Origin of the sequence: Nonomuraea sp. NPDC050556 (assembly GCF_044457355.1) — a bacterium.
GTDB lineage: Bacteria > Actinomycetota > Actinomycetes > Streptosporangiales > Streptosporangiaceae > Nonomuraea.
Map to the genome: position 1 here is coordinate 1,849,627 of NZ_JBITGU010000001.1, position 22,315 is coordinate 1,871,941.

The following is a 22,315-nucleotide window of genomic DNA, read 5'->3' on the forward strand; positions in this document are numbered from 1 at the left end:
GGACGATCAGGCGGTGTGCGTCGTTTCTTGGTCAGTTTCGGCGATCGGAGCGACCGGTGTGTTCCACCTGCTGGATGTCGAGGTCCCCGCCGCCGCCGCGCCAGCTGACCTTCCAGCGAAGCGGACGGCGGGGCTGCTCGGCGAGCAGGTCGACAACCAGCTCGCCGAGTCAGACGTTCCAGGGAGATTGTTCGCCCGGGAACGAGCTGTGCAGGGAGGGGAACATCACGCGCGAGCCGTACGGCATGCTCTGCCGCCCATCGGGCTCGGCGACAGCCGAGCTGTGCTGGGGGCTCCGCGCTGGGGAAGGGGAAGGGCGACGCCTGACAGGGCATCCGGCACGAGCTGGGGCTGATCACCTACCAGCACGTTCATCCCATCGAACCGGGAGGCGTCCGGCCTCATCGCGAATCAGCGGTAGCCGGGCCACGCTGATCCCTGGATCAGCCTTCGATGGCCTTGAGGCCGGCGTTGGCGATGGCCTCGTCGATGTCGCCGCTGGAGGCGCCGCCGACGCCGATGCCGGCGATGGGCGAGGTGCCGTCGGTGACCGGGACTCCGCCGGCCAGCAGCAGGGTGCCGGGGATGGCGGCCAGGGCCTGGTTCTTGGCCAGGGCGCTGGTGGCCTGGCCGAAGGACACGGCGGTGAACGCCTTGCGCTTGGCCGACTCCTCCGTCTGCGGGCCCGCGCCGTCACCCTTGACGATCAGGCGGGTGGCGCCGGAGCGATCCACGATGGCGATGGTGACGCGCTGCTTCTGCTTGACGGCTTCCTTCTGGGCCCCGTCGGCGACCTTCAGCAGGGCCTCGGCCGACAGCACGTTGGCCTGAACGGTGTTGGCGGGAGCGGCGGCGGCCTGAGCGGCCTGGGCGGTGAAGCCGCCGACGAGGGCGAGTCCGGCGATGGCGGCGGTAGCGGTAGCAAGGCGGAGCTTCATGATGTTTCTCCAGGTCAGTGGCGTTGCTTACGTCCTCAACAATGCCGTCTGGGAACGGCCACGCCATCGGGAGAGCGATCGACTCCGTGGAGAGAAAGGGTTGAGCGCCGGGTCAACCGATCGGTTGATGCGAGACGCCCCGGACCACGTCGGCAGCATCCTTAGGCATCAGCCAACCGCGGGCGAAGCAACGCAACCCACCGTCGCCCGGAACGGGGACGGCGGGCCGCGTGTCGTCCTCAGCGCTGCCCAGGCCGAGCATGCGCTCCTCGGGTCAGAAGCGGAAGCGGGTCAGGCCGCCCGGCTCCGCCGCCCAGGCCACTGTCGCCGAGCGGGGCTCGATGCGGTACACGTTCCACGGCGGCGGGCCTAGCGCCGGTGCGTTGAACGGGGCCGTGATGCCTGAGCCGGTCTCGTCGGGCTCCGCAGGCCATCCCTGGTCCGCCCACGCCTTGGCGAGGCGCGCCACCGCGCCCGGCTCGGTTACCCGCGCCGCGTCACCCTCGATCACCACGTCCGCGTCGCTGATCGACACCGCGACCGAGCACCGCGGATCGCGGGCGACGTTGCGTCCCTTGCGGGTGTCCGCGCCCGTCTGGAACCAGAAAGCGCCGTCCACCCACAGAGCACCGACCGCGGTCACATGCGGGCTGCCGTCCTCGTTGAGGGTGCACAGCCACGTCGTCCTGGAGTTGTGCGCCTCCGGTCGCGGCGCCGATCCGGCATCGAGCTTCTCGACAACGGCGGCCCAATCCACCGGTGGCAGGCCCTCCGCCTCACCCAGATTGATGGTCTCCATGCTCCGAACCTAGCTGCCCGGACCCTCCCGGGAAGCGCAATCCGGCGTTCCACCGGGCGGCGATGTCGGCGGCATGGGTGAAGTGGGCGGCGGCCTCGTCGTCGTGACAGAGGAAGGCGGCCAGCTCGCCCAGGGTACGGACGCTCGTGGCGTCCGTACCCTGGCGGCGCGCGAGCAGCGTCGCGTAGATCCCCTCGGCCGTTCGGCGACATGGTCAGCGTCCTTGCCCACGATGGGGGCGCGGCCGCGGCGTTCGGCATTCACGGCCTGACCTCGGCGCTGATCGCGGTCACGGGGTTGCTGACCCTCCGCGAGACCAGCAGGGCGCACAAGGCTCAAGGCCGCCATCCCAGCGCCCGCCTCGCAGCCCGCCTGACAACAATGACCTGTACGGTGTCCCGACACTCCCGCCACCGCCCGCTTGCTCAGCGGCGGCTCGTGGACATCAGACCGGGCCTTCGACGTCGTGACCCACCTCCACGCGAGGACCTCCAAGGGCAGGGCGGATCTTGGACTGGGCACAGCGCGTACCCTGCTGAGGTGGAGGCTCCGCTGTGGAGTCGCCCACCCCCATCGACGATTGCCGAGCATGCGCCCCTTTCAGATCGACGTGCCGGAGCACGTACTCGCCGACCTGCGGGCCCGCCTGTCCCGCACCCGGTTCGCCACGCCCTCGGACCGCACCCGGTGGAACGCCGGAACCGACCCGACAGACCTGCGCGCCCTGGTGGAGCACTGGGCGGACGGCTTCGACTGGCGCCGGGTCGAGGCCAGGTTGAACGCGTACCCGCACTACCTGGCCGACATCGACGGCCAGCGCGTGCACTTCGTCCACATCAAGTCCGCGCGACGCGGCGCGTTGCCGTTGGTGCTCACCCACGGGTGGCCGAGCTGCTTCGTGGAGATGCTGGCGGTGGCCGACCGGCTGGCCGCCGACTTCGACGTGGTCATCCCCTCACTGCCGGGCTTCGCCTACTCCCAGGCGCCCGACGAACCCTTCACCGGGCGCCGGATCGCTGAGACCTGGCAGCACCTGATGACCACGACCCTCGGCTACCAGCGGTACGGTGCGTTCGGCGGCGACATCGGCGGCAGCGTCACCCAGTGGCTCGGCGCCCTGTATCCGGCCAGCGTGGCCGGAATCCACATGACCTCCGGCAGCCTCACCGCCGGCATCGACCCTTCGGCACTGAACCCGGACGAGCTGGCCTACCTGGACGCCGAACGCGCCTATGACGCCCGGGACGGCGGCTACAGCGCGATCATGAGCACCCGCCCGGACACGATCGCCGCGGCGCTGACCGACTCACCGGCGGGACTGCTGGCCTGGATCGCCGACAAGTACCGCGACTGGAGCGACTGCGGCGGCAACCTCAATACCCGGTGGGAGGCCGACGACCTCCTCACCGTGGCCACCCTCTACTGGACCACCGACAGCATCGGCTCCTCCTTCCGCCCGTATTACGACCACCCCCACTCCGGCCCCCGTCCGCCGATCACGGTCCCGACCGCCATCACCCTGAGCCACGAACCCCTGATGGCGGGCTTCCCCCAAAGCCTGGCCCAACGCGCCTTCCCCAACCTGCGGCACTTCGCCCGCCCGGAGCGCGGCGGACACTTCATGTCCCACGAGGAACCGGACTACCTGGCAGAACAGCTCCAGACCTTCTTCCGACCACTGACCTGATCCCAGGGCCGGCACCTGGCCAGATCCGCAGGTGGGATGGGGTCCGGCGGCCCAAACCAGGAGAGGACTCGAGCTCGCCACCGGTGTCAGGTGAAGAAGCCTCGAAGTTCGGCGGCGACCCGTTCCGGGTCGCCGCCCTTGTCGGCGTTCCAGGGTCCTGCGTGGCCGAGGCCGGCGAGTTCCGTACGGCGGGAGCGCGGCAGCACGCGTTCCAGCGCGTCGAGGGCGGCCCTCTGGAAGGCGGGGCTCTTGGAACCGCCGAGCAGGAGCACCTCGGTCCGCAGGCCGCGGAAGTCGTCCAGCAGGTCGTGGGTCTCGATGAGCAGCCGTGCGTCGTGGCGCAGGGTGGGGGCCAGGTCGCGCAAAGGTATGTAGCCGCCCGCACCGTCCCGGTCCTCCTTGCGCATCACCCGGTCGGTGAGGAGCTCGAGCAGCCGTCTGGGAACGTACGAGAAGAAGCTCGGGCCCATCTGGGCGCCCAGCATGGCGGTGGTGAGCGCAGCTGAGGTCCTGCCCTGGGCGAGTTCGCGCTCGAACCGCGGCACCCACCCGGTCGGCGCGGTCGACAGGCCGGGCTCGTAGACCGCGAGCTTGCGTACGGCGGGCAAGGTGAGTGCCGCCTGGAGGGCGATGAGGCCGCCGGTGCTCAGCCCGAACAGGTTGGTGGCGCCGGTCGCCGCGAGAACGGCGTCGAGGTCCTGCACGTCCTGCAGAAGATGATCGTCCTCGCGCCAGGGTCCGCTCATGCCGTGCCCCCGCCGGTCAGGCAGGTGCACGGTGAAAGCGTCGGCCAGTGCCCTGGCCTGCTCGAGATGGTTGTGGCTCGATCCCATGCCGCCGTGGGAGATCACCAGACCCGGACCGTGTCCGAGCGTCAGGTAGCCGATGGTGGTGCCGTCGGCGGACGTCACCTGGGCGTTGCTCATCGTGTCCTCGCTCCAGTACGTGGTGGTCGTGCCACATGCCGAGGTCGGGAAAGGTCTGGCTGGTCAGCAGCTCGGCGATCTCGTCGCGGCCAGTACGGCGAGCGCCATCAGATTGCCGACCTTCCGGCGGTTCGCCATCAGCACTCCCCGAATTCGAGTATCCGATCTCGAATATACAGCGCCGAGGGCAGGGGCGAGATTTCACGCCAAGCCCCCCGAACGTCGACATGCCGGATATGATCTTCACCGGTCTTCGTCGTGGAGGAAGCGATGGAGTTCAGGCTTCTCGGCCCGGTGCAGGTGTGGGCCGACGACCGGCAGGTGTCCCTGGGCGGCCACAAGCCGCGCGCGGTCCTTGCCGCCCTCCTGCTCGGCGAGGGCCGGGTGGTGACCGCCGCCAAGCTCGTGGACGCGGTCTGGGGCGAGGACCCCCCGGAGACCGCCCGCGCGGTGATCCAGACCTACGTCTCGGGGCTCCGCCGTACTCTCGCCCAGGCAGGGCTGCCCGGCCTGATCACCTCGAACGCCACCGGCTACGTCATGAACGTCTCGCCGGCCGCGGTCGACCGCAACGTCTTCGACCGGCTCGTGGCCGAAGGGCGCCGGGCCGTCGCCGCGGGACTGCACCGCCAGGGGCTCCAGGAGTTCCGCGACGGGCTCGCCCTCTGGCACGGGCCCGCGCTGGGCGGCATCGGAGAGTCCTTCCTCCGCTCGGAGGCCGCGCAACTGGAGGAGTCGCGCGTCGCCGTGATCGAGGATCGGATCGCCGTGGAGCTCGCGCTCGGCGGCGCGGACCAGCTCGTCGGCGAGCTGACCTCCCTCATCGGCCACTACCCGACCAGGGAACGGCTCCGCTGCCACCTGATGGTCACCCTCTACCGGACCGGGCGGCAGGCGGAGGCGCTGGCCGCCTACCGGGAGGCGCGGCAGGTGCTGATCGAGGAGTTCGGCGTCGAGCCGGGTCCCGAGCTGGCCGGGGTGCACGAGTCGATCCTCCGCTCGGACGACTCCAGGCTCCTGCCCAAGGAGAGCGTGACGGTCACGACGGCGCAGGTGCCCCGGATCGTCCCGGCGCAGTTGCCGCCCGCGCTGGCCGGTTTCGCCGGGCGCGGCAGCGAGTGCAGCGAACTCGAAGCCCTGCTGTCCGCCGATGCCGACGAGAGCCGGGCCTGCGTCATCACCGGGCCCGGCGGGATGGGGAAGTCGACCCTGGCGGTGCAGATCGCGCACCGCCTGGCGGAGCGGTACCCGGACGGCAGGCTCTATGTCGATCTGCGGGGCATGACGGCGAATCCGGCCCAGCCGGAGGAGGTGCTGGGGCAGTTCCTCCGCGCCCTGGGGACGGCACCGGCCGAGCTGCCGTCGGCGATGGAGGAGCGGACAGCGCTGTACCGCTCGCTCCTGGTGGGGCGCCGCATGCTGATCGTCCTGGACAACGCCGCTGCCGAGACGCAGATCCGTCCCCTGCTTCCCGCGGACCCCCGGTCCGCGGTGGTGATCACTTCCCGCAACCGGCTCGCCGGGCTCGCCGGCGCCGCAGTGGTCGAGCTCGCCCTCCTCTCCCCCGACGAGGCGCTGACCATGCTGGGGCGCATCACGGGAACGGAGCGGGTCGAGGACGATCCAGAAGCCGCCCGCATGCTCATCGAACAGTGCGGTCACCTGCCGCTGGCCATCCGGATCGCGGGGGCCAGGCTGGCCACGCGACGCAGGTGGCCGCTGCGGTTGCTGGCCGACCGCCTCGCCGACGAGCGGCGCAGGCTGGACGAGCTCAAGGTCGGCGACCAGGAGGTGCGGGCCAGCATCGAGCTCAGTTATCGCGGGCTCGACCCGCGTGGCAAGGTGGCGCTGCGCCGCGCCGGCCTGCTCGGCCTGCCGGACTTCCCCGCCCGGATCATGGCGGCCGCGTTGGAGACCACCCTCGACGAGGCGGAGGAGATCCTGGAGGGGCTCGTCGACGCCCAGCTCGTCGACTTCTCCGGCGTCGACGGGCTGGGCGACATCCGCTACCGGCTGCACGACCTCATCCGGTTGTTCGCGGCCGAGCGCGCCGAGGCCGAGGAGACGCCCGACGATCGGGTCGCCGTGCTGACCCGGGTGCTGGAACAGTGGCTGTGGCTGATCGAGCGGAGTGGCCGCTCCTCCTCGTCCTGGGCCGCCTCGCGGGAGCGCCGCCCCGGGGCGCCGCCGCTGGACGCGGAGGCGGCCGCGGCCATCCTGGCCAATCCGCGGGCCTGGTTCGAAGCCGAGCAGACCGCGCTGGTCGTGGGGGTCGAGCGCGCCGCTGCCATGAACCTGCACGAGCTCGCGGGCGAGCTCGCCTCGGCCCTGTGCGGATCGGCCTTCGCTGCGAACAACCTGTTCGAGGCGTGGACGCGGACCCACACCGCCGCGCTCGCTGCGGCCCGCCGTGCGAGCGACTCCCGAGCGGAGGCACGGCTGCTCGCCGAGTGGGGGCAGCTCAGATACGAGCAGGACCGCTATGCGGAGTCGCGCGAGTACTTCAGCCAGGCCCTGACCATGTTCCGCGAGGCCGGCGACCCGGACGGCGAGTCGGCGGCTCTGGTCATGTTGGGTACGGCGTGCCGGGAGCAGGGCTACCTCCCCGAGGCCCTGCACTTCCTGGCGCGGGCGGAGCTGCTGTCGGGCGACGACATGCTGCTCGGGAACGCGAAACGGCTGATCGGGTACGTGCACCTGGAGAGGGGCGACTACGACGCGGCGTGGGCGAGCATCACCGACGCGCTGGCGATCTACCGCAAGATCGGCAGCGCCCGCGGCGAGGCGCTGGCACAGCGCACCGCCTCGCTCTTCCACCGCGCCCGTGGCGAAGCGGTCCTGGCCGAGGAGACGGGACGGCTGGCGCTGGAAGGGTTCCGGCACGTCGGTGACCGGCTGCTGGAGTCGTACGCCTGCCGTACCTGGGCCAAGGCTCTGCTCCGGCTCGGGCGGCACGCCGAGGCGGAGCGGGCTCTCGACGAGGTGCTCGTCGTGTCGCGGGAGCTCGGCGATCGCTGGGGTGAGGCCCTGACCCTGCGCACCCTGGGCGAACTGCACCTGGCCGCAGGACGCCTGGACGACGCCCGGCGCCACCTGGCCGAGTCCCTCGGCCGGTGGACCGCGCTCGACCTTCCACTCCACCGGGCCAGGACCCTCAGGGACCTGGCGGGCGTCCATCGGGCCGACGGCGACGAGGCGGGCGCGCGGGACCTGCTGGCCGAGGCGCGGGAGATCTTCTGCAGGTACGGCTCGCGCGAGTGCGCGGAACTACCGGGGCTGTAGCTCGGCCTACAGATCTCTGAAGCGTGGCTGGAGCACGTGGATGGAGTCTTCACCTGTCAGCGAGATCCCCCTCGCTTCCAGGAGGCTTCCATGTACTCTCGCACGCTCCGCCAGGTTTCCGCCGTCGCCGCCGTCGCCTTGGGCACGGTCGCGATCTCGGCCCTTCCCGCGTTCGCGGTCTCCCGCGACTCCATCGTGTCCGTCGCCAGCGGCGAGCTCGGCAACTCGGCCAGGAACCACGAGTCGCCGATGGGCACCGGCTGCAATTACTACACCGGCGTCTTCCGCACCTGGATTTCCCCTTCTGGATGCCCCGCGAGCGGCGGCGTCCAGTGGCGCAGCAGCGATTGGTGCGCGGACTTCGCCAAGTACGTCTGGAAGAACGCGGGCGTGCCGTACGCCGATGTGGCTGAGGGGAGCAAGGGCATCCTGACCGGCTGGGCCGCCTCCTTCCAGGACTACGGCGTCGAGTACGGCACCTGGCACACCCGCTCCAGCGGCTACACGCCGCAGCCCGGCGACGCCCTCGTCTTCGACGGGAACCAGGACGGCTCCATCGATCACGTCGGCATCGTCCGCTCCTCCGACAGCGGCTCGGTCTACACGATCGAGGGCAATTCCGGCGACAAGGTCCAGGCCAAGTCCTACGCACGGTCGGACGCCCACATCGTCGGCTACAGCGCGCCGGTGGGCGCCGCGCCGCCGTACCAGGACTTCCTCAGCCACGGGGTGACCCCCATCGGGGCCGAGGAGTTCAACGCGGACTTCTCGCACACGGTGGCCGTCGGAGACTTCAACAGGGACGGCGCCCGGGACGTCTACACGTTCAAGCTGCGGAACACCGGCACGGGCAGGCTCGAGCTGCACATACTGAACGGCGCGGCGAACTACTCGAACTACGTGCTCAACGCCGGACTGCCCGTCACGCTCGCCGATGCCGCCAACTTCGGGTTCGCGGTGGGCGACCACAACCGCGACGGCGTGCCCGACCTCTACCTCGTCAAGGAGCGGAACGCCGACAGCGGGCGCGTCGAGGTGCACGTCCTCAACGGCGCGACCAACTACCAGGACTTCCTGCTCCACGCGATCACGCCGCTGACGCTCGGCGACTTCGGCCCCAACTTCAAGACCAGCGTCGGAGCCGGCGACTACAACGGGGACGGCGTGCCCGACCTGTACACGTACAAGACCGCGAACACCGGCACCGGCAACGCGGAGATCCACGTGCTGAACGGCGCGTCCAGCTTCACCACCTTCGCCTTGCACATCGCCAGCGCCCCGCTCACCGCCGGCCTGTCCGGCCAGGCCGTGCAGACGATCCCCGTCGGCGACTTCAACCGCGACGGCTCGCCCGACCTGTTCACCTTCCAGGGCGGCAGCACCGGCACCGGGTCGACCGAGGTGCACATCGTCAACGGCGCGTCCAACTACCAGGACTTCGCGCTCCACGCCGGGACCCCGGTGGGCCAGGGCGAGACGTTCAAGTTCAGCTACGCGATCGGTGACGCGGCCCCCGACCTCTACCTCGTGAAGACCTACGCCACCGACACGGGGAAGGTGGAGGTCCACGTCCTCGGCGGCTGACCTGCCACACCTCCTGGCCGGGGCGACCACGCTCCGGCCAGGAGTTTTCCCCTTTCCGCTTCGAAGGAGGTGTCATGCCGGAACCTGTCCTGCTGTCCGACCATCGGATCAGCGCCATCCCCGTCAGGGAGTGCGGCGAACGCCTGGTGGACCTGCGTACGGTCGACCCTCTGCGGTTGCGCCCGAGCGCGCCCGACGGCCCGTATGTCCAGGTACGGCAGAGCGTCGCGGACCGGCTGGTGACCGCGCAGACGCTGCTCCCCCGCGGCCTGCGGCTGCTGGTCGTCGAGGGATACCGCACCATCGAGCGGCAGGAGGCCGCCTTCTCCGCTCACGTGGCCGGTCTGCATGCCGCCCACCCGGACTGGCCGGCCGACCGCCTGCACCGGAGCGCTGCCCGTTACGTCGCCCCACCTCCCGTCGCCCCGCACCTGGCCGGGGCGGCGGTCGACGTGACGCTCTGCACCGACGAGGGCGTCGAGCTGACGATGGGGACCGAGGTAGGGATCGCCCCCGAGGCCTGCTCTCCGTCCTGCCACACCGCCTCCGCCGCCGTCGGCGTCGAGGCCGGGCGGAACCGGGCCGTCCTGGTGGCGGCGCTGGAGGCGGTGGGGATGGTGAACTACCCCACCCAGTGGTGGCACTGGTCCTTCGGCGACCGGTACTGGGCTTTCTCCTCAGGAGCCCCCGCCGCCCGCTACGACCACGTACAGCCAGCGCCGACCAATTGGACTTCTTAGGGGATCAGCCATGGACCACGGAGAGAGACCCGTCCACGAAGAACCTCGAAAGGCGCATGGCCGCCGCCTCGGCTCAGGTGGTCAAGCGCGAAAGAACTCGGTGAGCACGGGGGCCAGGACCTTGGCGTTGACCGTGTGCTCGCGCACGTCGAGAGTCCGGCGCTCGGCGTACGGCAGGCATCCGGCGATCGCGTCGGCGGCCGGGCCGAAGAAACCGCCAGGAAGACCTGCCATGTGCGGGTCGACGCCCACTCCGGTGGCCACCAGCACCGGCTGTTCGATCGTGGACAGTCGAGTGGCGGGTGGAGGCCCTTCTCCCAGGCATGCGGCGTCGTAGGCCAGCGTGTGTGCGAGCTTCAGCAACTGCGGCCACATCGGCGAGCCTTCCGCCCCGGCGATGTCCTGCTCAGAGGCGCCGGCCAGCCGCATGAACAGCTTCAGCGCCTCGCCGCGCTCCCCCCTGGCGAGGGCGGCGCGCAGCTGCCTGCCGTACGCCTGCCAGGTCTGGACGGCGGTGTCGCCGATCGCATAGGGCACGTCGAACACGGCGATCTTGCCAATGGGAAGTCCGGCCGCCGCCTCCTCCAGCGCGAGCGCACCGCCAGAGGAGGCGCCGAACAGATGCGCCGATCCGCCCGTCGCGCCGATCAACGCCGCCAGATCCTCGATCTCGCGTTCCAGCGCGTACGGCTGCACGTCGCTACTTCCGGCGCGGCCACGGCGGGCGTAGTTGACGGCGGTGAAGTCTTCGGCCAGTTCCTGGGCCAGCGGCCGGTTCTCTGCCCCGTCGTCCAGCCCGCCGCCCACCAGGACGACGACCGGACCGCTGCCGACCTGTTCGTAGGCGATCGACGTACCGTCCCGGGAAATGACCTGCGGCATGGCTTCTCTCCTTTTATAGAAGGAGAGAAGCAGCGTGTCAGGTTCGCGTAGTTATGGAGATCTGTGTGGCATCGCCCGCGCTTTGGATGTCGTGGGTGAGCGCTGGGCCCTGCTGATGGTGCGCGAGCTGGTGTTCGGTCCCAAACGCTTCGTGGATCTGCATCGAGCCGGTTCTGCTGGCACTCGGCCAGTGGGGCAGCTCCATCACCCCGGCGAGCACATCGGCGACCGAGCTGGGCACGGACGCTCTGGCCTTCGCCCTCAAGACCACGTTCGTCCCCGCCGCTGCGGGCGATCTACGTGGCCGCTTCCAGCTGCGTCTCGGACCCGACGCCTTCCACGCCGACGTCGCCGAAGGGCGCCTGCACATCGCCCGAGGCGAGATCTCCGACGCGGCGGCCACGATCACCTGCGCCGTGCGCGTCCTGCAGGACCTGGTGTTCGGCGGGCGGGACCTCGATGACGCCGTGCACGCCGCGGAGGCCGCCATCACCGGCGACGCATCCACCCTGAGGCGCTTCCTGCGCTGCTTTGCGTCCTGACCCCCGGTAAGCGCCTATGGCGAGATCCTGCTGGTGTGCATTCCTCTTCGTTGATCTCCATGACCGTTCTGCTGCCGGTGGTCTTGATCGCCCTCGTCGCCATGGGCGCGGTGGTGGCCTGGCTCGGCCGGCTCGGGCATGGGCGGGCGGTCCTGACCGCCTGCCTGCGGGCGGCCGTCCAGCTCGGCGCGGTCTCGGTGCTGATCGGCTGGGTGGTCGTCCGTGGTGCCGCCACGGCGGGGTTCGTTCTGGTCATGTACGTCGTGGCCGCCCTCACCGCGGGCCGGCGTATCGCGCGAGGCCGCCAGGCGTGGTGGGCGGCCGTGCCGATCGCACTCGGCGCCGGGCCGGTGCTGGCGGTGCTGGTCGTGAGCGGGACGATCTCGCTCGACGGGCTCGTGGTGATCCCGATCGCGGGGATCTTGCTGGGTGGCTGCCTGACCGCCACCTCGCTGGCCGGGCGGCGCGCCGTGGAGGAACTGGCCCAGCGCAAGGGAGAAGTGGAGGCGGCTCTGGCGCTTGGCCTGCCGTACCGGGAGGCGGCCTTGGAGATCTGCCGCCCAGCCGCGGCGCAGGCCCTGGTGCCCGCGCTCGATCAGACCCGGACGGTCGGGCTGGTCACACTGCCCGGCGCGTTCGTCGGGATGCTGCTCGGCGGGGCGAGCCCGGTGCAGGCGGGCGTGGTGCAGCTCGTCGTTCTGGTCGCGTTGCTGGCCGCGGAGGCGGTCGCGATCGTGGTGACGACGGAGCTGGTGGCGCGCGGCAGTTTCACGTGAGCGACCGCGCCGACGGGGTGCAGAAGAGGCTCGCGGCGAGCTTCTGCAGCAGACTGTAGGCCAGGATCGGCAGCAGGACCTGCGGGCGGTGGGCGAACCAGCTCGCCGCCAGGACCGCGGCCGCGCTGGTGTTGTTCATGCCGGTGGCGAAGGTGAGGGAGATCCCGTCAGGCGTGTCACACCGGGTCCAGCGCGAGATCCACCTCCCGGCGAGGAAGGAAACGCAGCAGAGCACCCCGGCGGCGACGACGGCCACAACCAGGAAGTCGGGGTCCGGGTGCGACAGCGCCTGCCCGAGCGCCCCGGAGGCGTTGAGATAGCACAGCAGCAGGATGTTCACCAGATTGACCAGCTTGACCACCGGCATGACGCGCGCCACCCGCCGATCTCCGAGCAGGGCGCGCGCGATGATCCCGGCCACGCACGGCGCCACGATCAACGCGAGTGCGAAAACGCCCGCGCCCGCCGACCCGGCCAGGCCGTCGAGCCGCGCGGTGTCGTCGAGACTGCCCGCACCCCCGGGACCGACCAGCGCTGCGGACACGGTCAACCCCCACAGGACCGTGGCGGGACTGAGCAAGGTCGAGCCCACGACCATGGCGACCACCAGCGAGACGTTGCCACCGGCGTTCTGCCCCCACGACGCCGCACCTCCGGCGATCGGCATCGCGAGGACCAGCAGCAGCCCGACCGCGAGGCACTCCACCTCGCCCGCGTCCGGCCAGGCTCGCAGGAGCAGCCCGGCTGCGGGCAGAAGCGCCACCGGCAGGAGCGCGTTGGCCGCCACGCCCGAAACCAGCCGCAGCGGCTTGCCCGCCACGGCGCGCAGATCCCGCAGCCGCACGCCGAGACCCGCGCTCGCCACCATCACGGCCAGCAGCACCATGGGCAGCGTGATCGGTCCCAGGGCGACTGTCCGCACGAACTGGCCCGGTCGCGGTGCGACAGCGGCCAGGACATAGCAGACGATCATCAAGACCAGCAGACGCCGCTGCACCGCTTCAACCACCCGCATCATCCGAGTAATCTATCGATCACCCTCCGCGATGTCGTCACCTTCGGCCTCGGTGATGAAGACCCCGCCAGGTGTCTGGTCGCCCAGCGCCTCCCGGCCCAGTCGCTCAGCGGTTGCATGGACGGTGGTCGTCTTGGCGGCAGGGTAGGCGTCGATGACCTCGCGGGCGCCATCGGCCAGGACGCGGTAGGCGCCGATGTCGAGGGTGGCGTACATGAGGTAGCTTTCCCCGCTGGCCTTGGGCTGCGGGGTGGTCGTGTTGTCCAGGTGTATGTGCAAGCCTTCGAGCAGCGCGATCGTGTCGGCGATGTCGGCCAGGCTGCCGTCCAGCCGCATCAGCACAATGCCATCCCCGCCACCACCTACAGGAGGCTGGGCGGCAGGGCGGTAAATGCGGTCATCGTAGGTTGGCGCGGACGCGGCCGGGCTGGCCGTACGAGGTAAGCCGTTGAGGGCCTGCGCGGCATGGAAGTGCGCCGCGGCCCGCTGGGCGAGGGCGGCAGACGCGGCGTGGGCGATCCCGTCGCCGGCCGCCTCGGCGAGCAGCACGCACCCCCGCTCCACATGCTGCTGGGGCGTCATCAGGGTATGCATCGTGATCCTCTCCTTAAGCGGTACGCCCAACGGGTTCGTCTCCGTCGCCGAGGGGCAGTTGGAGTCCTCGGCGAGCCTGCGGTCTCATCCGGCCGGGCGACGATCGACGCAGCCAGGGTCAGTCGACCGAGCGCCCACGCGCTCGGCGTCGCCGTGTCGAGATGTCACTCACGATCGCCAGCATGTTCGCATTCCTCGCGCAGGAACCACACGAGGAGGTCGCGGGCCGCGCGCAGGCCGTCCACGAGGTCAGGTCTGCCACCTTCCTCCGTGAGAGCCCTCTCGGCCGCGCTCACATAGGCCCCGCTGGCCGATGCCGCGATGAAGGTGGCCAGGATCCAGATCAGGGACTCACCTCGCGCCCACGCGGCGCGCGCCGCGTGGGCGTTGTGCATGGCCACCTCAGGCCGGTGGAACGCTGCGGCGGCCTTGCGCACCTCGACGTCGAGCCATTCGGTGACCATGCCCCGAGCGAGCCGCTGCTGCTCACCCGTCATCTGCCGACGACCGGCCGGGCGGCCGGTCATCGGCCGTCCCCGAAGACGGCGCCTGCCCGGCCGCCGACTCCATGGAGTTCGGGATGCTCGGCCTCCAGGACGAAGGCCTCTCCGGCTTGGTCGCAGGCCGCGATGATTGGGATCATGGCCTCGAGGTGGGCGGCCAGCTCAGCCGTGCGGGCGAGACGCCGCTGCGGCGCCAGGCCCGCCGGGATGAGGACGGCAGCGGCGCGCATGGGGATGGACATGGCCACCTCCTTCGTGATCAGTAGGTGAGGGTGATCGCCCGGCCGAGCTTGAACGCCAGCGCATCGATGACCCGCTCGGGGTCATCTCCGAGGGACAGGCCGCGCATGGCGGAGGAGACTTCCCGGCCCCACCGGCGAAGCTCCACGACGTCTCTTCTGCAGCGCGGGTCGGTCGGCTTGTGCCGTCGGCAGGCGCCCATCGCCCGCCGCCAGGCAGGCGATCTGTAGGCGGCGTCAGCGTCCTTGGCCAGGGCATACAGCTCCCGGCGGATCCTCCCGGTGTCGCCGGCGACTCCGGCCAGGATGGCCCGGGTGCGGAAGGGCTCGACCAGGTCAGCAGCCGCCTGGCATCCGTGGACCGGCGACGGCATCGCGACGACCGGCGGCTGGTAGCCGACCTTCGGCATTGGCGCGGACGCCGCCGTCGCGGCGCATCCCCCGAGGGGCGTCAGCATGCAGGCTGCCGCGAGCGCGGCAGATCGATTACGCAAGGATCTTGTTCCTTCCCGGCCCATGGCGGACCGCATGGATACCTGGGAAGGGACAGGTAGGAGTGCTCGCAGAAAGGGGCCCGCACAGGGGCAGGTACGGCTGAGCGCCAGGACGATGAAGCCGACGCGGTGTGTCCGCTCTAGGGTTGCTTCAACATCGGTACGTGCCCCCAGTTCTCTTGGCCAATGTGATCGGTCCTCCAGGCCGTGCCCCACCAGACGCGGCGTGGTGGGGCAGAGCCGGTCGAGTCTCGTGTGCTTGGCTCGAGACCCAACCGCAGGCACGGGCCCTGCCAGACCCCGCGCACGCCCCCAGAGCGCGAAAGGTGAGAGGGGGCGAGCATGCACACCCACCCGTAGAGGTTCTCCCCCTCCAGGGCGCAACCGCGCCTGCAGCGATTAACTTACATATAGCTCATCTGCGACGCAGGAGAATTGCGCATCTCCGCAATTGTCCTGGTGAAGATGCCATCGCCAGTGACCCAACGCCCACATGCCCGGCCACCATGAGGCGGATTCCGACCACGAGCGATCCGCGGCCGACAAGGCCGGAAACTGCGGCCTTCCTACCCGGTCACGACCAGGCGTTGATCGTAGGCCGTGGCAATGGACATCACGACCGCGCGCTCTGGAACGAGAGGCTGGACAAAGCGCAGGAAGCATGTCGCCCACCCGGCACTCGACCTATTCTTGACTCGGGAAGTTGCCAACGTCTCAGCTGTTTCAATCGAACCAACCCCCCTCCACACGGTCGCGCTCCGGACCGCGGACGCCGTCGGAGCGTAGATCGACCCCAGCTCAGGAGTCGATGATGTCGCTGCCGCTGTATGAGGCCAAGGCGGAGCTGTTTCGGCTGCTGGGCCACCCGGTGCGGATCCGCGTGCTGGAACTCCTGCAAAGCGGCCCGAAACCGGTACACGAACTGCTGGCTGAGATCGAGGTGGAGCCCACGGGGCTCTCGCAGCACCTGGCCGTGCTCCGCCGCTCCGGCGTCGTGAACTCCCAGCGCAGCGGAACCACCATGATCTACCGCCTCAACGGCGCCGAGGTGGCCGAACTTCTGCGCGCGGCCCGCGCGCTGCTGGCCCACATGCTCGACGGGCAGCACCAACTCCTCGCCGAGCTACGCCAGACAGATGACGCACCCCAACAATGACGGACAAGGCCGCCTCGCTTCGTTGAGGGGTGCGAGGAGCTCTGCCTGTCAATACCTCGCAGGTCGGATCCCGTCTGGACCTGGCGGAGACGCGGTCCGCAGGCAGTGGCCGGAATCGTTGGGGTCATGCGACTTCAACGAATGCAGATCTCGGCCCTGATCGTTCTCGGGCTCACCGCGGCGCTCGCGCTCGTGCCACTTCCCACGCTCTCCTACACGACGGGCTTCGCGCCGCACTGGGTTACCGCTCTGGCCGCCGCGCTGGGCGCGTTCTTCGTGATCCGGCCGCACGCGGCAGGCCTGCTGCCGGCCGTACTGCTGCTGTGGTCGGCAGGCGGCTTGGTGCTCGACGCCTTTCGCGCGTTCTTCGCCGTCACGGGCATCCCGGCGGGCGACTTCGCCCGCGTCGACTGGCCGGGGATGGCGCTGCGTGGGCTCAGCCTGGCCGGCTGCGCTCTGCTGGGTGCGCTGCTGCTGCCCCGGCTCAGGCTCCCGGGCGGGGCGTGGCTGGGATACAGCGCGTTCGCGATCGGGTTCGTCTATCCCATGTCCAAGCTGTACTGGTCCTTCGGCGGCACGCTTCTGCGTCCCCTGGGGTATGCCGAGGGCTTCCCGTACGGCGAGCTGATCATGCTGGTCATCGGGGCGGTGGGGTCGCTGGCGCTGGTCCAGAGGTGGGGGCGGTGGCTGCCGCGGCGGCTGGTACTGGCGGGCGGTTGGACGGGCACCGCTATGTTGACCACCATGGGGGCCATGTCCGTTTTCGGTACGTTGTCGCAGATGCTGGGCCTCACCCGAGGACCCGTACCGCTGTCCGATCCGGCGGCAGTGGTGACGGTTGGGCTCGTCTACGGGAGCTGGCTGTTGTTCGGGCTGGCGGTGGGTGGGGCCACGCTGTCGTACCAGCGGGCGACGCGGCCGTGACGTCGCGGCGCGCGGACCTGGTCCTGGCGTTCGTCGTCGGGGTGCCGCTGTTCTCGCTGTCAGTGGTGGTGGCGGTGCTGTCCGTGCCTGGTGTGCGCGCGGCGCTGCTCGTGGGCGCCTGCCTGGTGGCGCACGTGGCCGTCGTCTACCGGCGGGAGTTCTGGGCGTTCTTCGTGGTCGCCGCCGCCTTCGCCGTCCAGGTCGCCGTGACCGGGCTGTTTCTCGTGCTGCCGTCGGCGGCGGTGTTCCCGCTGGCGCTCTACTCCTGCGCCGCCTACGGGCGCCGGTATCCAGCGCTGGTCGTCGGCATGGTGGGGGCGGGGGTGGCGGCGGCCAGGTTCGCGACCGACTCCAGCGTCTCGGCCGCCGGTCTGGGGCCGGACCCGTGGCTGCTGTTCGGGCTGCTGGCCGCGGTGATGGTCGCCGCGTGGGGGTTGGGCCTGTATCGGCGCACCCAGCTCGCCTACATCGAGCTACTGCGCGAGCGCGCTCGCGAGGCGGCGGCACAGGCGACCGCGGCGGAGCGGGCCAGGATCGCCCGGGAGATGCACGACGTGGTCGCCCACGCGCTGACCGTCATCGTCGCCCAGGCCAGGGGCGGCCGTTTCGCGCCCGCCCGCGCCGTGGAGATCCTGGCGACCGTCGAGGAGGCAGGACGCAGCGCTCTGGCGGAGATGCGCGCCGCCCTCAGCGTGCTGCGCACCCCGGGTCTGGCCGACCTGCCGGAGCTGGTGGAGCGGACCCGGGGCGCGGGGCTGCCCGTGCGGCAGATCGTGCGGGGTACGGCACGCCCCCTCGGGCCGGGCACGGACCTCGTCGCCTATCGCGTGGTCCAGGAGGCGCTCACCAACACCCTCAAACACGCGGGCCCCGGCGCCAGCAGTATGGTCTTGCTGGAGTGGACCGACGATGCCCTGCACATCGCCGCGAGCGATGCCGGCGGGTCGGCCGCCGTCGCGGCGGGCTCGGGCGAGCCGGGAAACGGGCTTGCGGGGATGCGGGAGAGGGTGAACGCCGTGGGAGGGGTCGTGGACATCCGGGTGGAGGAGGCGGGCGGGTTCGTCGTCGAGGCCCGCCTGCCGTACCGGAGATGACGATCCGGGTCTACGTCGTCGACGACCAGGATCTGGTGCGTACCGGCACGGTGATGGTGATCGACGCCCAGGACGACATGCGCGTGGTGGGGCAGGCGGGCGACGGGGCGCACGCGCTGGCCGAGCTGGGTACGGTGGCGGCCGACGTGGTGCTCATGGACGTGCGGATGCCGCGCATGGACGGAGTCGAGGCGACCAGGCGGCTGTCGGCGGCGGGGACCGGTCCCAAGGTGATCGTCCTGACCACTTTCGACCTGGACGAGTACGCCTTCGCCGCGTTGCGGGCCGGGGCGTCGGGATTCCTGCTCAAGGATGCTCCAGCCGAGGAGTTGCTGTCGGCGGTGCGTACCGTTCACCGCGGGGACGCGGTGATCGCGCCGTCCACCACGCGCCGCCTGCTCGACCAGGTCGCGGCGCGCCTGCCGGACATCGCGCCGGATCCGCTGACCGTGCGCGAACGCGAGGTGTTGCGGCACATCGCCTGGGGCCAGACGAACGCCGAGATAGCGGGAGCCCTGTTCCTGTCCGAGGGCACCGTCAAGACCCATGTCGGCCGCATCCTGGCCAAACTCGGGCTGCGCGACCGGGTCCAGGCGGTCATCTGGGCCTACGAACACGGGCTGAGCAGCCGTCCCTGAGCCCTCAGCGGGATGTGGCGAAGGCGGACTCGTCGGCGAGATCGGGGGCCGGCCTGGTGGTGAACGGCGGTGTGCAGGGTCTGCAGCAGCGGGTGTTCGTCCCGCTGGCACGGGATCGACCCGTGCTACGTCTTCCACGTCGGCAACGCCCACGAGGACGCCGACGGTGACGTCGTGCTCGACGCCGTCCGCTACCGTGATGCCGACGTCGCCGGGCTGTGGCGGACCATCGGCGGGGACTCCGGCGTGGCCGAGCGCATCACCGGTGGCACGCTGCACCGCTGGACGCTGGGCGACGCGGTGAAGGAGGAACAACTCGACGACCGGATCGTCGAGTTCCCCACCATCAACGATCTGCTCACCGGCCGCGAAGCCCGCTACCGCTATACGGTGACCGGCGACGCGGTCGTCAAGTACGACCTGGACACCGGGGGGAGCCTCGCGGCCGCGGTGGGCGGCCGAGCCGGGGAGGCGGTCTACGTGCCTCGTGGCGATGAGGAGGACGACGGCTGGCTGCTGTCGATCAACGCCGAGTCGCTGCTGGTGCACGACGCCCGGGACCTGCGCCAGGTGGCCGCGGTACGGCTACCGCGCCGCGTCCCCGCCGGATTCCACGGCACCTGGCTGCCCGATGAGTGACCTGCCGCCCACCTCGGCGGCGAGTTCGGTGGTCGCGTGCACGAAGCGCGCGACCCACGGATCGCGGGAGCCCGCGCGCCAGGCGATGGCCGTGGTGTACGGCGTGGCGTCGGCAACAGGCAGGTAGGTGATGTCCTTTCGCGGATGATGCCGGGCCAGCGACCGGGGCACCGGGGCGACGGCCTCACCGAGCGCCACATACTCCGGGAGCTGCGCGTTGTCGTGCACGACCGGCCCCGACAAGGGCGGGCAGGCGTTCGCGCGCCACGTCGCCCTCGCAAGCGCGCCTTACTCGACCCGTCTCAGGTCCCGTACCTCGGCTTGCGGCTGGTACCCGGCGGAGCGGTAGGTAGAGACGGCCCCGGCGTTGGAGGCTTCGGCGCACACGGTCGCGCTGGACGCCCCCATGTCCCGCAGGGTCGCCGCGGCCCCGACCGCCATCGCCTTGCCGTACCCGTGTCCCTGATGATCAGCGTGCACTCCAAGGGGTTCAAGCAGGCCCGGCTTCCCCGGACCCGCAGACCAGACGGTCGTCGCCGCGACCGCGACGCCCTGGTCGTTGTACCCCACGAGGCATCGAGCGTTGGCGTACGGTGTCCCGGCCGCCATGGCGTGCCATCGTTCCGCGCTGAACTTCGACCCTGGGAACGCCGCGCGGTGAACCGCGACCCGGTCGTCGACCCGTTCGGGGCCGACCACCTCGATTCGCAGGCCGCAGTCCTCCACGGATTCGCTCAGGTCACGCACCATCGGGATCCACGGCTCGTCAAGTTCCCAGCCGCTCTCCTGCAGCAACTCCCGGAATCGGCCGTCCCAGAGCGCTTCGACATAGGCCTTGCCCGCCGCCAGGACGCCGCGTTCGCGTCGCGACACGTCATCGACCATCTGCCGCGCGAGGTCTTCATCCATGCGCGCTTCCGGGTCGACCGCCAGCCGCACCAGCTCTGACCCGTCGAGCAGGCCGACCCCGAGGATCCTGCCCTCACGACTCCACATGCGCAACGCCGCGGCGGTCCTCTCCGGGCCGATCTGCCAGTAGAACCCGACATCCCCCGGATGCAGTTGCATCGAGGCCCCTTCGCGCCGCCACTCCGCCAGCGTGCGCACCACTTCGTCCAGGTCACCGGCGCCCGGCGTGCTCAACAAGATAGTCATCCCGCGATGAAACACGGTCGCACCTGACGCGTCCAATGATTTAGCGCGAGCTCAAGCACGCGAGGCATCAGTCGCTGCACAACCGACGAGACCGGACATGGGCGGTCGAGAAGCTTGCCACGATGCGCAGCCACGAACTCATCGCGGTTGCTGCTCGGCGATCACGGCCCAGTCCTCCCCCGCGCGGCCGTCGGCGATCGCCTGGTCGAACACGCCTCTGAGGAGTTCGCCGAACGGCAGGGAGACCGCCTGTCCCGCAGCTGCCTCAAGGGCGAGGTGGAGGTCCTTGCGTCCGAGTGCGGTGGTGAACCCGGCCGGCTGGTATCTCCGCTGAGCGATCATCGACCCATATCCGGAGTAGACGGGCCCGGGAAAGAGCGTCGAGGTCAGCAGTTCGACGAACTGATCCGGGTCGGCGCCCGCCGCGTCGGCGACGCTGACCGCCTCCCCGAGGGACTGGATCGCGCAGGCGATCAGGTAGTTGCCCAGGACCTTGGCGGTGTTGGCCTGCTCGGGCCGCTCGCCCAGGCGCCAGGTGCGCGATCCGATCGCGTCGAAGAACGGCTGGACGCGGTCGATGTGTCCGGGCTCTCCTGCGGCGAGGATGTTCAGCGCACCGACCTCCGCGACGCTGACCCGGCCGAACACCGGGGCCGCGACATAGCCGATCCCGTGAGCGGCGTGCGCCTCTGCGGTACGGCGGGCCAGCCCGACGCTCACCGTGGCCACGTTGACGTGGACCGCCTCACGCCTGGCCTTGCCGAGGACCCCGGAGTCGAGGAACACCTCCGCGAAGGCCGCGTCGTCGGACAGGACCGAGAACACCACCGGGCACTGCAGAGCCTCCGCGACGGAGGCGACGCGGAGTGCGCCAGCCTCTGCGAGCTCTTCCGCAGGCCCAGCTGAACGGTTCCACACCACGACCTCATGGCCTGCCCGCACCAGATTGCGGGCGATGGCCCGTCCCATCCCGCCCAGGCCGATGACCGCGACCTCGCTCATCGCACAACCTCCAAACGTGAACCGCCTGAAACGGTTCCATTGTGGCGCGAGCCGATGCCGATGTCGAACCGGCTAAGATGGTTCAAACAGCGATCCAAGGTGGTGACCGTGGAGGCCCGTCAACTGTTCCGGCTGGACAACGAGGTGCTGGCGTTCCGCTTCACCGCCACGATGAGTGACCGGGCCAGCGAAGCGCCCCGGGAGCGGCTCTCCGACCCCGGCCGGCTCAAGCTGTGGCTGCATGCCGCCGGGCTCGGCGTGTCCGACGTCTCACCCGCCGAGCTCCAGGATGCGCTCGATCTGAGGGAAGCGATCTACCGTGCCGGGCTGGCCGTCGCCGTCGGCCGGCAACCCGATCCCGATGGCGCGGCGATCCTGAGCGCGGCCGCGGCCACAGGTCAGCCGAGGCCCGCGCTCGAGAACGGCCTCGCCGTCTGGCACCTCAGCGAGAAAGCACCGGTAGCGGACGCGCTCGGAGTGCTCGCCGCCGACGCCATCCACGTACTCGGAGGCCCTGACCGCGCCCGGGTCAAGGCGTGCGAAGGCCCCGGCTGCGCGGGCCTGTTCCTCGACACCAGTCGCGGCGCGAACCGCCGCTGGTGCTCGATGAACACGTGCGGCAACAGGGTCAAGAAGGCCCGACTCGCCGACAAGTAACCGCGGTCGCCAACGGCGGTTCCGATCAGCATGTCGCCGCAGCATGCAC

At 70.5% G+C, this 22,315-nt stretch carries 23 protein-coding genes and 2 pseudogenes; 12 read left to right on the plus strand and 13 right to left on the minus strand.

The annotated features are described in order from the left end of the window. Positions 1 to 443: 443 nt before the first annotated feature. Positions 444 to 938: a heme-binding protein gene (locus ACIBG8_RS09345; RefSeq protein WP_397342142.1), complete on the minus strand. Its 495-nt coding sequence runs from the start codon at positions 936 to 938 to the stop codon at positions 444 to 446. Positions 939 to 1,212: 274 nt separating this feature from the next. Beyond that, positions 1,213 to 1,737 (minus strand): pyridoxamine 5'-phosphate oxidase family protein, encoded by a 525-nt coding sequence (locus ACIBG8_RS09350; RefSeq protein WP_397342143.1) that lies wholly within the window; start codon positions 1,735 to 1,737, stop codon positions 1,213 to 1,215. A gap of 589 nt (positions 1,738 to 2,326) precedes the next feature. Here ACIBG8_RS09350 and ACIBG8_RS09355 point away from each other — a divergent pair. Continuing rightward, on the plus strand, positions 2,327 to 3,424 hold the full coding sequence (locus tag ACIBG8_RS09355) for an epoxide hydrolase family protein (RefSeq protein WP_397342144.1): 1,098 nt from the start codon (positions 2,327 to 2,329) through the stop codon (positions 3,422 to 3,424). 86 nt (positions 3,425 to 3,510) lie between these two features. Here ACIBG8_RS09355 and ACIBG8_RS09360 read toward each other — a convergent pair whose 3' ends face one another. Next, a complete protein-coding gene (locus tag ACIBG8_RS09360; RefSeq protein WP_397342146.1) occupies positions 3,511 to 4,350 on the minus strand; it encodes an alpha/beta fold hydrolase in 840 nt (279 codons plus the stop codon). Positions 4,351 to 4,620: 270 nt separating this feature from the next. Here ACIBG8_RS09360 and ACIBG8_RS09365 point away from each other — a divergent pair, with 270 nt between their 5' ends. The 3 genes from ACIBG8_RS09365 to ACIBG8_RS09375 all read left to right on the plus strand — a co-directional run bounded on the left by ACIBG8_RS09365 (position 4,621) and on the right by ACIBG8_RS09375 (position 9,956). Continuing rightward, positions 4,621 to 7,632: a BTAD domain-containing putative transcriptional regulator gene (locus tag ACIBG8_RS09365; RefSeq protein WP_397342147.1), complete on the plus strand. Its 3,012-nt coding sequence runs from the start codon at positions 4,621 to 4,623 to the stop codon at positions 7,630 to 7,632. Positions 7,633 to 7,722: 90 nt separating this feature from the next. Next, positions 7,723 to 9,216: an FG-GAP-like repeat-containing protein gene (locus ACIBG8_RS09370; protein ID WP_397342148.1), complete on the plus strand. Its 1,494-nt coding sequence runs from the start codon at positions 7,723 to 7,725 to the stop codon at positions 9,214 to 9,216. A gap of 74 nt (positions 9,217 to 9,290) precedes the next feature. Beyond that, positions 9,291 to 9,956, plus strand: coding sequence for a M15 family metallopeptidase (locus tag ACIBG8_RS09375; RefSeq protein ID WP_397342149.1), 666 nt, complete (start codon positions 9,291 to 9,293; stop codon positions 9,954 to 9,956). Between the two features lie 81 nt (positions 9,957 to 10,037). On the opposite strand, the gene ACIBG8_RS09380 is transcribed toward ACIBG8_RS09375, so the two are convergent. Further along, complete coding sequence (locus ACIBG8_RS09380) at positions 10,038 to 10,838, minus strand: alpha/beta fold hydrolase (RefSeq protein WP_397342150.1); 801 nt, start codon at positions 10,836 to 10,838, stop codon at positions 10,038 to 10,040. A gap of 314 nt (positions 10,839 to 11,152) precedes the next feature. On the opposite strand from ACIBG8_RS09380, the gene ACIBG8_RS09385 reads away from it, so the two are divergent. Further along, a complete protein-coding gene (locus tag ACIBG8_RS09385; protein WP_397343913.1) occupies positions 11,153 to 11,380 on the plus strand; it encodes an alkyl sulfatase C-terminal domain-containing protein in 228 nt (75 codons plus the stop codon). Between the two features lie 59 nt (positions 11,381 to 11,439). Then, positions 11,440 to 12,156 (plus strand): ABC transporter permease, encoded by a 717-nt coding sequence (locus tag ACIBG8_RS09390; protein ID WP_397342151.1) that lies wholly within the window; start codon positions 11,440 to 11,442, stop codon positions 12,154 to 12,156. Here the strand turns inward: ACIBG8_RS09390 and ACIBG8_RS09395 are convergent. The 5 genes from ACIBG8_RS09395 to ACIBG8_RS09415 all read right to left on the minus strand — a co-directional run bounded on the left by ACIBG8_RS09395 (position 12,149) and on the right by ACIBG8_RS09415 (position 15,001). After that, complete coding sequence (locus ACIBG8_RS09395) at positions 12,149 to 13,174, minus strand: bile acid:sodium symporter (protein ID WP_397342152.1); 1,026 nt, start codon at positions 13,172 to 13,174, stop codon at positions 12,149 to 12,151. The two genes, ACIBG8_RS09390 and ACIBG8_RS09395, sit on opposite strands and share 8 nt — an antisense overlap. 9 nt (positions 13,175 to 13,183) lie before the next feature. Then, positions 13,184 to 13,765, minus strand: coding sequence for a hypothetical protein (locus tag ACIBG8_RS09400; protein ID WP_397342154.1), 582 nt, complete (start codon positions 13,763 to 13,765; stop codon positions 13,184 to 13,186). Between the two features lie 164 nt (positions 13,766 to 13,929). Next, positions 13,930 to 14,292, minus strand: a complete 363-nt coding sequence (locus tag ACIBG8_RS09405) for a hypothetical protein (protein WP_397342155.1) — start codon at positions 14,290 to 14,292, stop codon at positions 13,930 to 13,932. Next, positions 14,289 to 14,510 carry a hypothetical protein gene (locus ACIBG8_RS09410; protein ID WP_397342156.1) on the minus strand — a complete coding sequence of 74 codons (222 nt, stop codon included), beginning with the start codon at positions 14,508 to 14,510 and terminating at the stop codon, positions 14,289 to 14,291. The genes ACIBG8_RS09405 and ACIBG8_RS09410 overlap by 4 nt, the downstream gene beginning before the upstream one ends. A 17-nt stretch (positions 14,511 to 14,527) precedes the next feature. After that, positions 14,528 to 15,001: a hypothetical protein gene (locus ACIBG8_RS09415; protein ID WP_397342157.1), complete on the minus strand. Its 474-nt coding sequence runs from the start codon at positions 14,999 to 15,001 to the stop codon at positions 14,528 to 14,530. Positions 15,002 to 15,812: 811 nt separating this feature from the next. Between ACIBG8_RS09415 and ACIBG8_RS09420 the strand changes: the two genes are divergently transcribed. The 5 genes from ACIBG8_RS09420 (at position 15,813) to ACIBG8_RS09440 (ending at position 19,452) form a co-directional block, all read left to right on the plus strand. Further along, positions 15,813 to 16,157 carry an ArsR/SmtB family transcription factor gene (locus ACIBG8_RS09420; protein WP_397342158.1) on the plus strand — a complete coding sequence of 115 codons (345 nt, stop codon included), beginning with the start codon at positions 15,813 to 15,815 and terminating at the stop codon, positions 16,155 to 16,157. 126 nt (positions 16,158 to 16,283) lie between these two features. Beyond that, positions 16,284 to 17,081, plus strand: a complete 798-nt coding sequence (locus ACIBG8_RS09425) for a hypothetical protein (RefSeq protein ID WP_397342159.1) — start codon at positions 16,284 to 16,286, stop codon at positions 17,079 to 17,081. Beyond that, entirely contained in the window at positions 17,078 to 18,175 is a 1,098-nt protein-coding gene (locus ACIBG8_RS09430) for a sensor histidine kinase (RefSeq protein WP_397342160.1), read from the plus strand. The genes ACIBG8_RS09425 and ACIBG8_RS09430 overlap by 4 nt, the downstream gene beginning before the upstream one ends. After that, a complete protein-coding gene (locus tag ACIBG8_RS09435) occupies positions 18,172 to 18,813 on the plus strand; it encodes a response regulator (RefSeq protein WP_397342161.1) in 642 nt (213 codons plus the stop codon). The genes ACIBG8_RS09430 and ACIBG8_RS09435 overlap by 4 nt, the downstream gene beginning before the upstream one ends. A gap of 69 nt (positions 18,814 to 18,882) precedes the next feature. Further along, positions 18,883 to 19,452, plus strand: coding sequence for a carotenoid oxygenase family protein (locus tag ACIBG8_RS09440; RefSeq protein ID WP_397342162.1), 570 nt, complete (start codon positions 18,883 to 18,885; stop codon positions 19,450 to 19,452). On the opposite strand, the pseudogene ACIBG8_RS09445 reads toward ACIBG8_RS09440, so the two are convergent. From ACIBG8_RS09445 to ACIBG8_RS09460, 4 genes and pseudogenes are all read right to left on the minus strand, one after another. Next, positions 19,399 to 19,710 (minus strand): annotated as a pseudogene (locus tag ACIBG8_RS09445) (hypothetical protein); the annotation flags it as partial. The gene ACIBG8_RS09440 and the pseudogene ACIBG8_RS09445 overlap by 54 nt on opposite strands. A gap of 30 nt (positions 19,711 to 19,740) precedes the next feature. Beyond that, a complete protein-coding gene (locus ACIBG8_RS09450; RefSeq protein WP_397342163.1) occupies positions 19,741 to 20,607 on the minus strand; it encodes a GNAT family N-acetyltransferase in 867 nt (288 codons plus the stop codon). 138 nt (positions 20,608 to 20,745) lie between these two features. Continuing rightward, a complete protein-coding gene (locus ACIBG8_RS09455; protein ID WP_397343914.1) occupies positions 20,746 to 21,156 on the minus strand; it encodes an NAD-binding protein in 411 nt (136 codons plus the stop codon). Then, a pseudogene (locus tag ACIBG8_RS09460) lies at positions 21,154 to 21,639 on the minus strand (NAD(P)-dependent oxidoreductase); the annotation flags it as partial. The gene ACIBG8_RS09455 and the pseudogene ACIBG8_RS09460, both read right to left, overlap by 3 nt. A gap of 24 nt (positions 21,640 to 21,663) precedes the next feature. Between ACIBG8_RS09460 and ACIBG8_RS09465 the strand changes: the two are divergent. Beyond that, positions 21,664 to 22,266, plus strand: a complete 603-nt coding sequence (locus tag ACIBG8_RS09465; protein ID WP_397342164.1) for a CGNR zinc finger domain-containing protein — start codon at positions 21,664 to 21,666, stop codon at positions 22,264 to 22,266. Positions 22,267 to 22,315 lie beyond the last annotated feature (49 nt).

What these genes read in the sequence shown, in the direction of transcription:
- ACIBG8_RS09365 (WP_397342147.1), top strand. Translation starts at nt 4,621, where the DNA reads ATGGAGTTCAGGCTTCTCGGCCCGGTGCAGGTGTGGGCCGACGACCGG.
- ACIBG8_RS09355 (WP_397342144.1), top strand. Translation starts at nt 2,327, where the DNA reads ATGCGCCCCTTTCAGATCGACGTGCCGGAGCACGTACTCGCCGACCTG.
- ACIBG8_RS09345 (WP_397342142.1), bottom strand. Translation starts at nt 938, where the DNA reads ATGAAGCTCCGCCTTGCTACCGCTACCGCCGCCATCGCCGGACTCGCC.
- ACIBG8_RS09395 (WP_397342152.1), bottom strand. Translation starts at nt 13,174, where the DNA reads ATGATGCGGGTGGTTGAAGCGGTGCAGCGGCGTCTGCTGGTCTTGATG.
- ACIBG8_RS09420 (WP_397342158.1), top strand. Translation starts at nt 15,813, where the DNA reads ATGTCGCTGCCGCTGTATGAGGCCAAGGCGGAGCTGTTTCGGCTGCTG.
- ACIBG8_RS09410 (WP_397342156.1), bottom strand. Translation starts at nt 14,510, where the DNA reads ATGTCCATCCCCATGCGCGCCGCTGCCGTCCTCATCCCGGCGGGCCTG.
- ACIBG8_RS09380 (WP_397342150.1), bottom strand. Translation starts at nt 10,838, where the DNA reads ATGCCGCAGGTCATTTCCCGGGACGGTACGTCGATCGCCTACGAACAG.
- ACIBG8_RS09435 (WP_397342161.1), top strand. Translation starts at nt 18,172, where the DNA reads ATGACGATCCGGGTCTACGTCGTCGACGACCAGGATCTGGTGCGTACC.
- ACIBG8_RS09450 (WP_397342163.1), bottom strand. Translation starts at nt 20,607, where the DNA reads ATGACTATCTTGTTGAGCACGCCGGGCGCCGGTGACCTGGACGAAGTG.
- ACIBG8_RS09370 (WP_397342148.1), top strand. Translation starts at nt 7,723, where the DNA reads ATGTACTCTCGCACGCTCCGCCAGGTTTCCGCCGTCGCCGCCGTCGCC.
- ACIBG8_RS09465 (WP_397342164.1), top strand. Translation starts at nt 21,664, where the DNA reads ATGCCGATGTCGAACCGGCTAAGATGGTTCAAACAGCGATCCAAGGTG.
- ACIBG8_RS09425 (WP_397342159.1), top strand. Translation starts at nt 16,284, where the DNA reads ATGCGACTTCAACGAATGCAGATCTCGGCCCTGATCGTTCTCGGGCTC.
- ACIBG8_RS09390 (WP_397342151.1), top strand. Translation starts at nt 11,440, where the DNA reads ATGACCGTTCTGCTGCCGGTGGTCTTGATCGCCCTCGTCGCCATGGGC.
- ACIBG8_RS09375 (WP_397342149.1), top strand. Translation starts at nt 9,291, where the DNA reads ATGCCGGAACCTGTCCTGCTGTCCGACCATCGGATCAGCGCCATCCCC.
- ACIBG8_RS09360 (WP_397342146.1), bottom strand. Translation starts at nt 4,350, where the DNA reads ATGAGCAACGCCCAGGTGACGTCCGCCGACGGCACCACCATCGGCTAC.
- ACIBG8_RS09350 (WP_397342143.1), bottom strand. Translation starts at nt 1,737, where the DNA reads ATGGAGACCATCAATCTGGGTGAGGCGGAGGGCCTGCCACCGGTGGAT.
- ACIBG8_RS09400 (WP_397342154.1), bottom strand. Translation starts at nt 13,765, where the DNA reads ATGCATACCCTGATGACGCCCCAGCAGCATGTGGAGCGGGGGTGCGTG.
- ACIBG8_RS09405 (WP_397342155.1), bottom strand. Translation starts at nt 14,292, where the DNA reads ATGACCGGCCGCCCGGCCGGTCGTCGGCAGATGACGGGTGAGCAGCAG.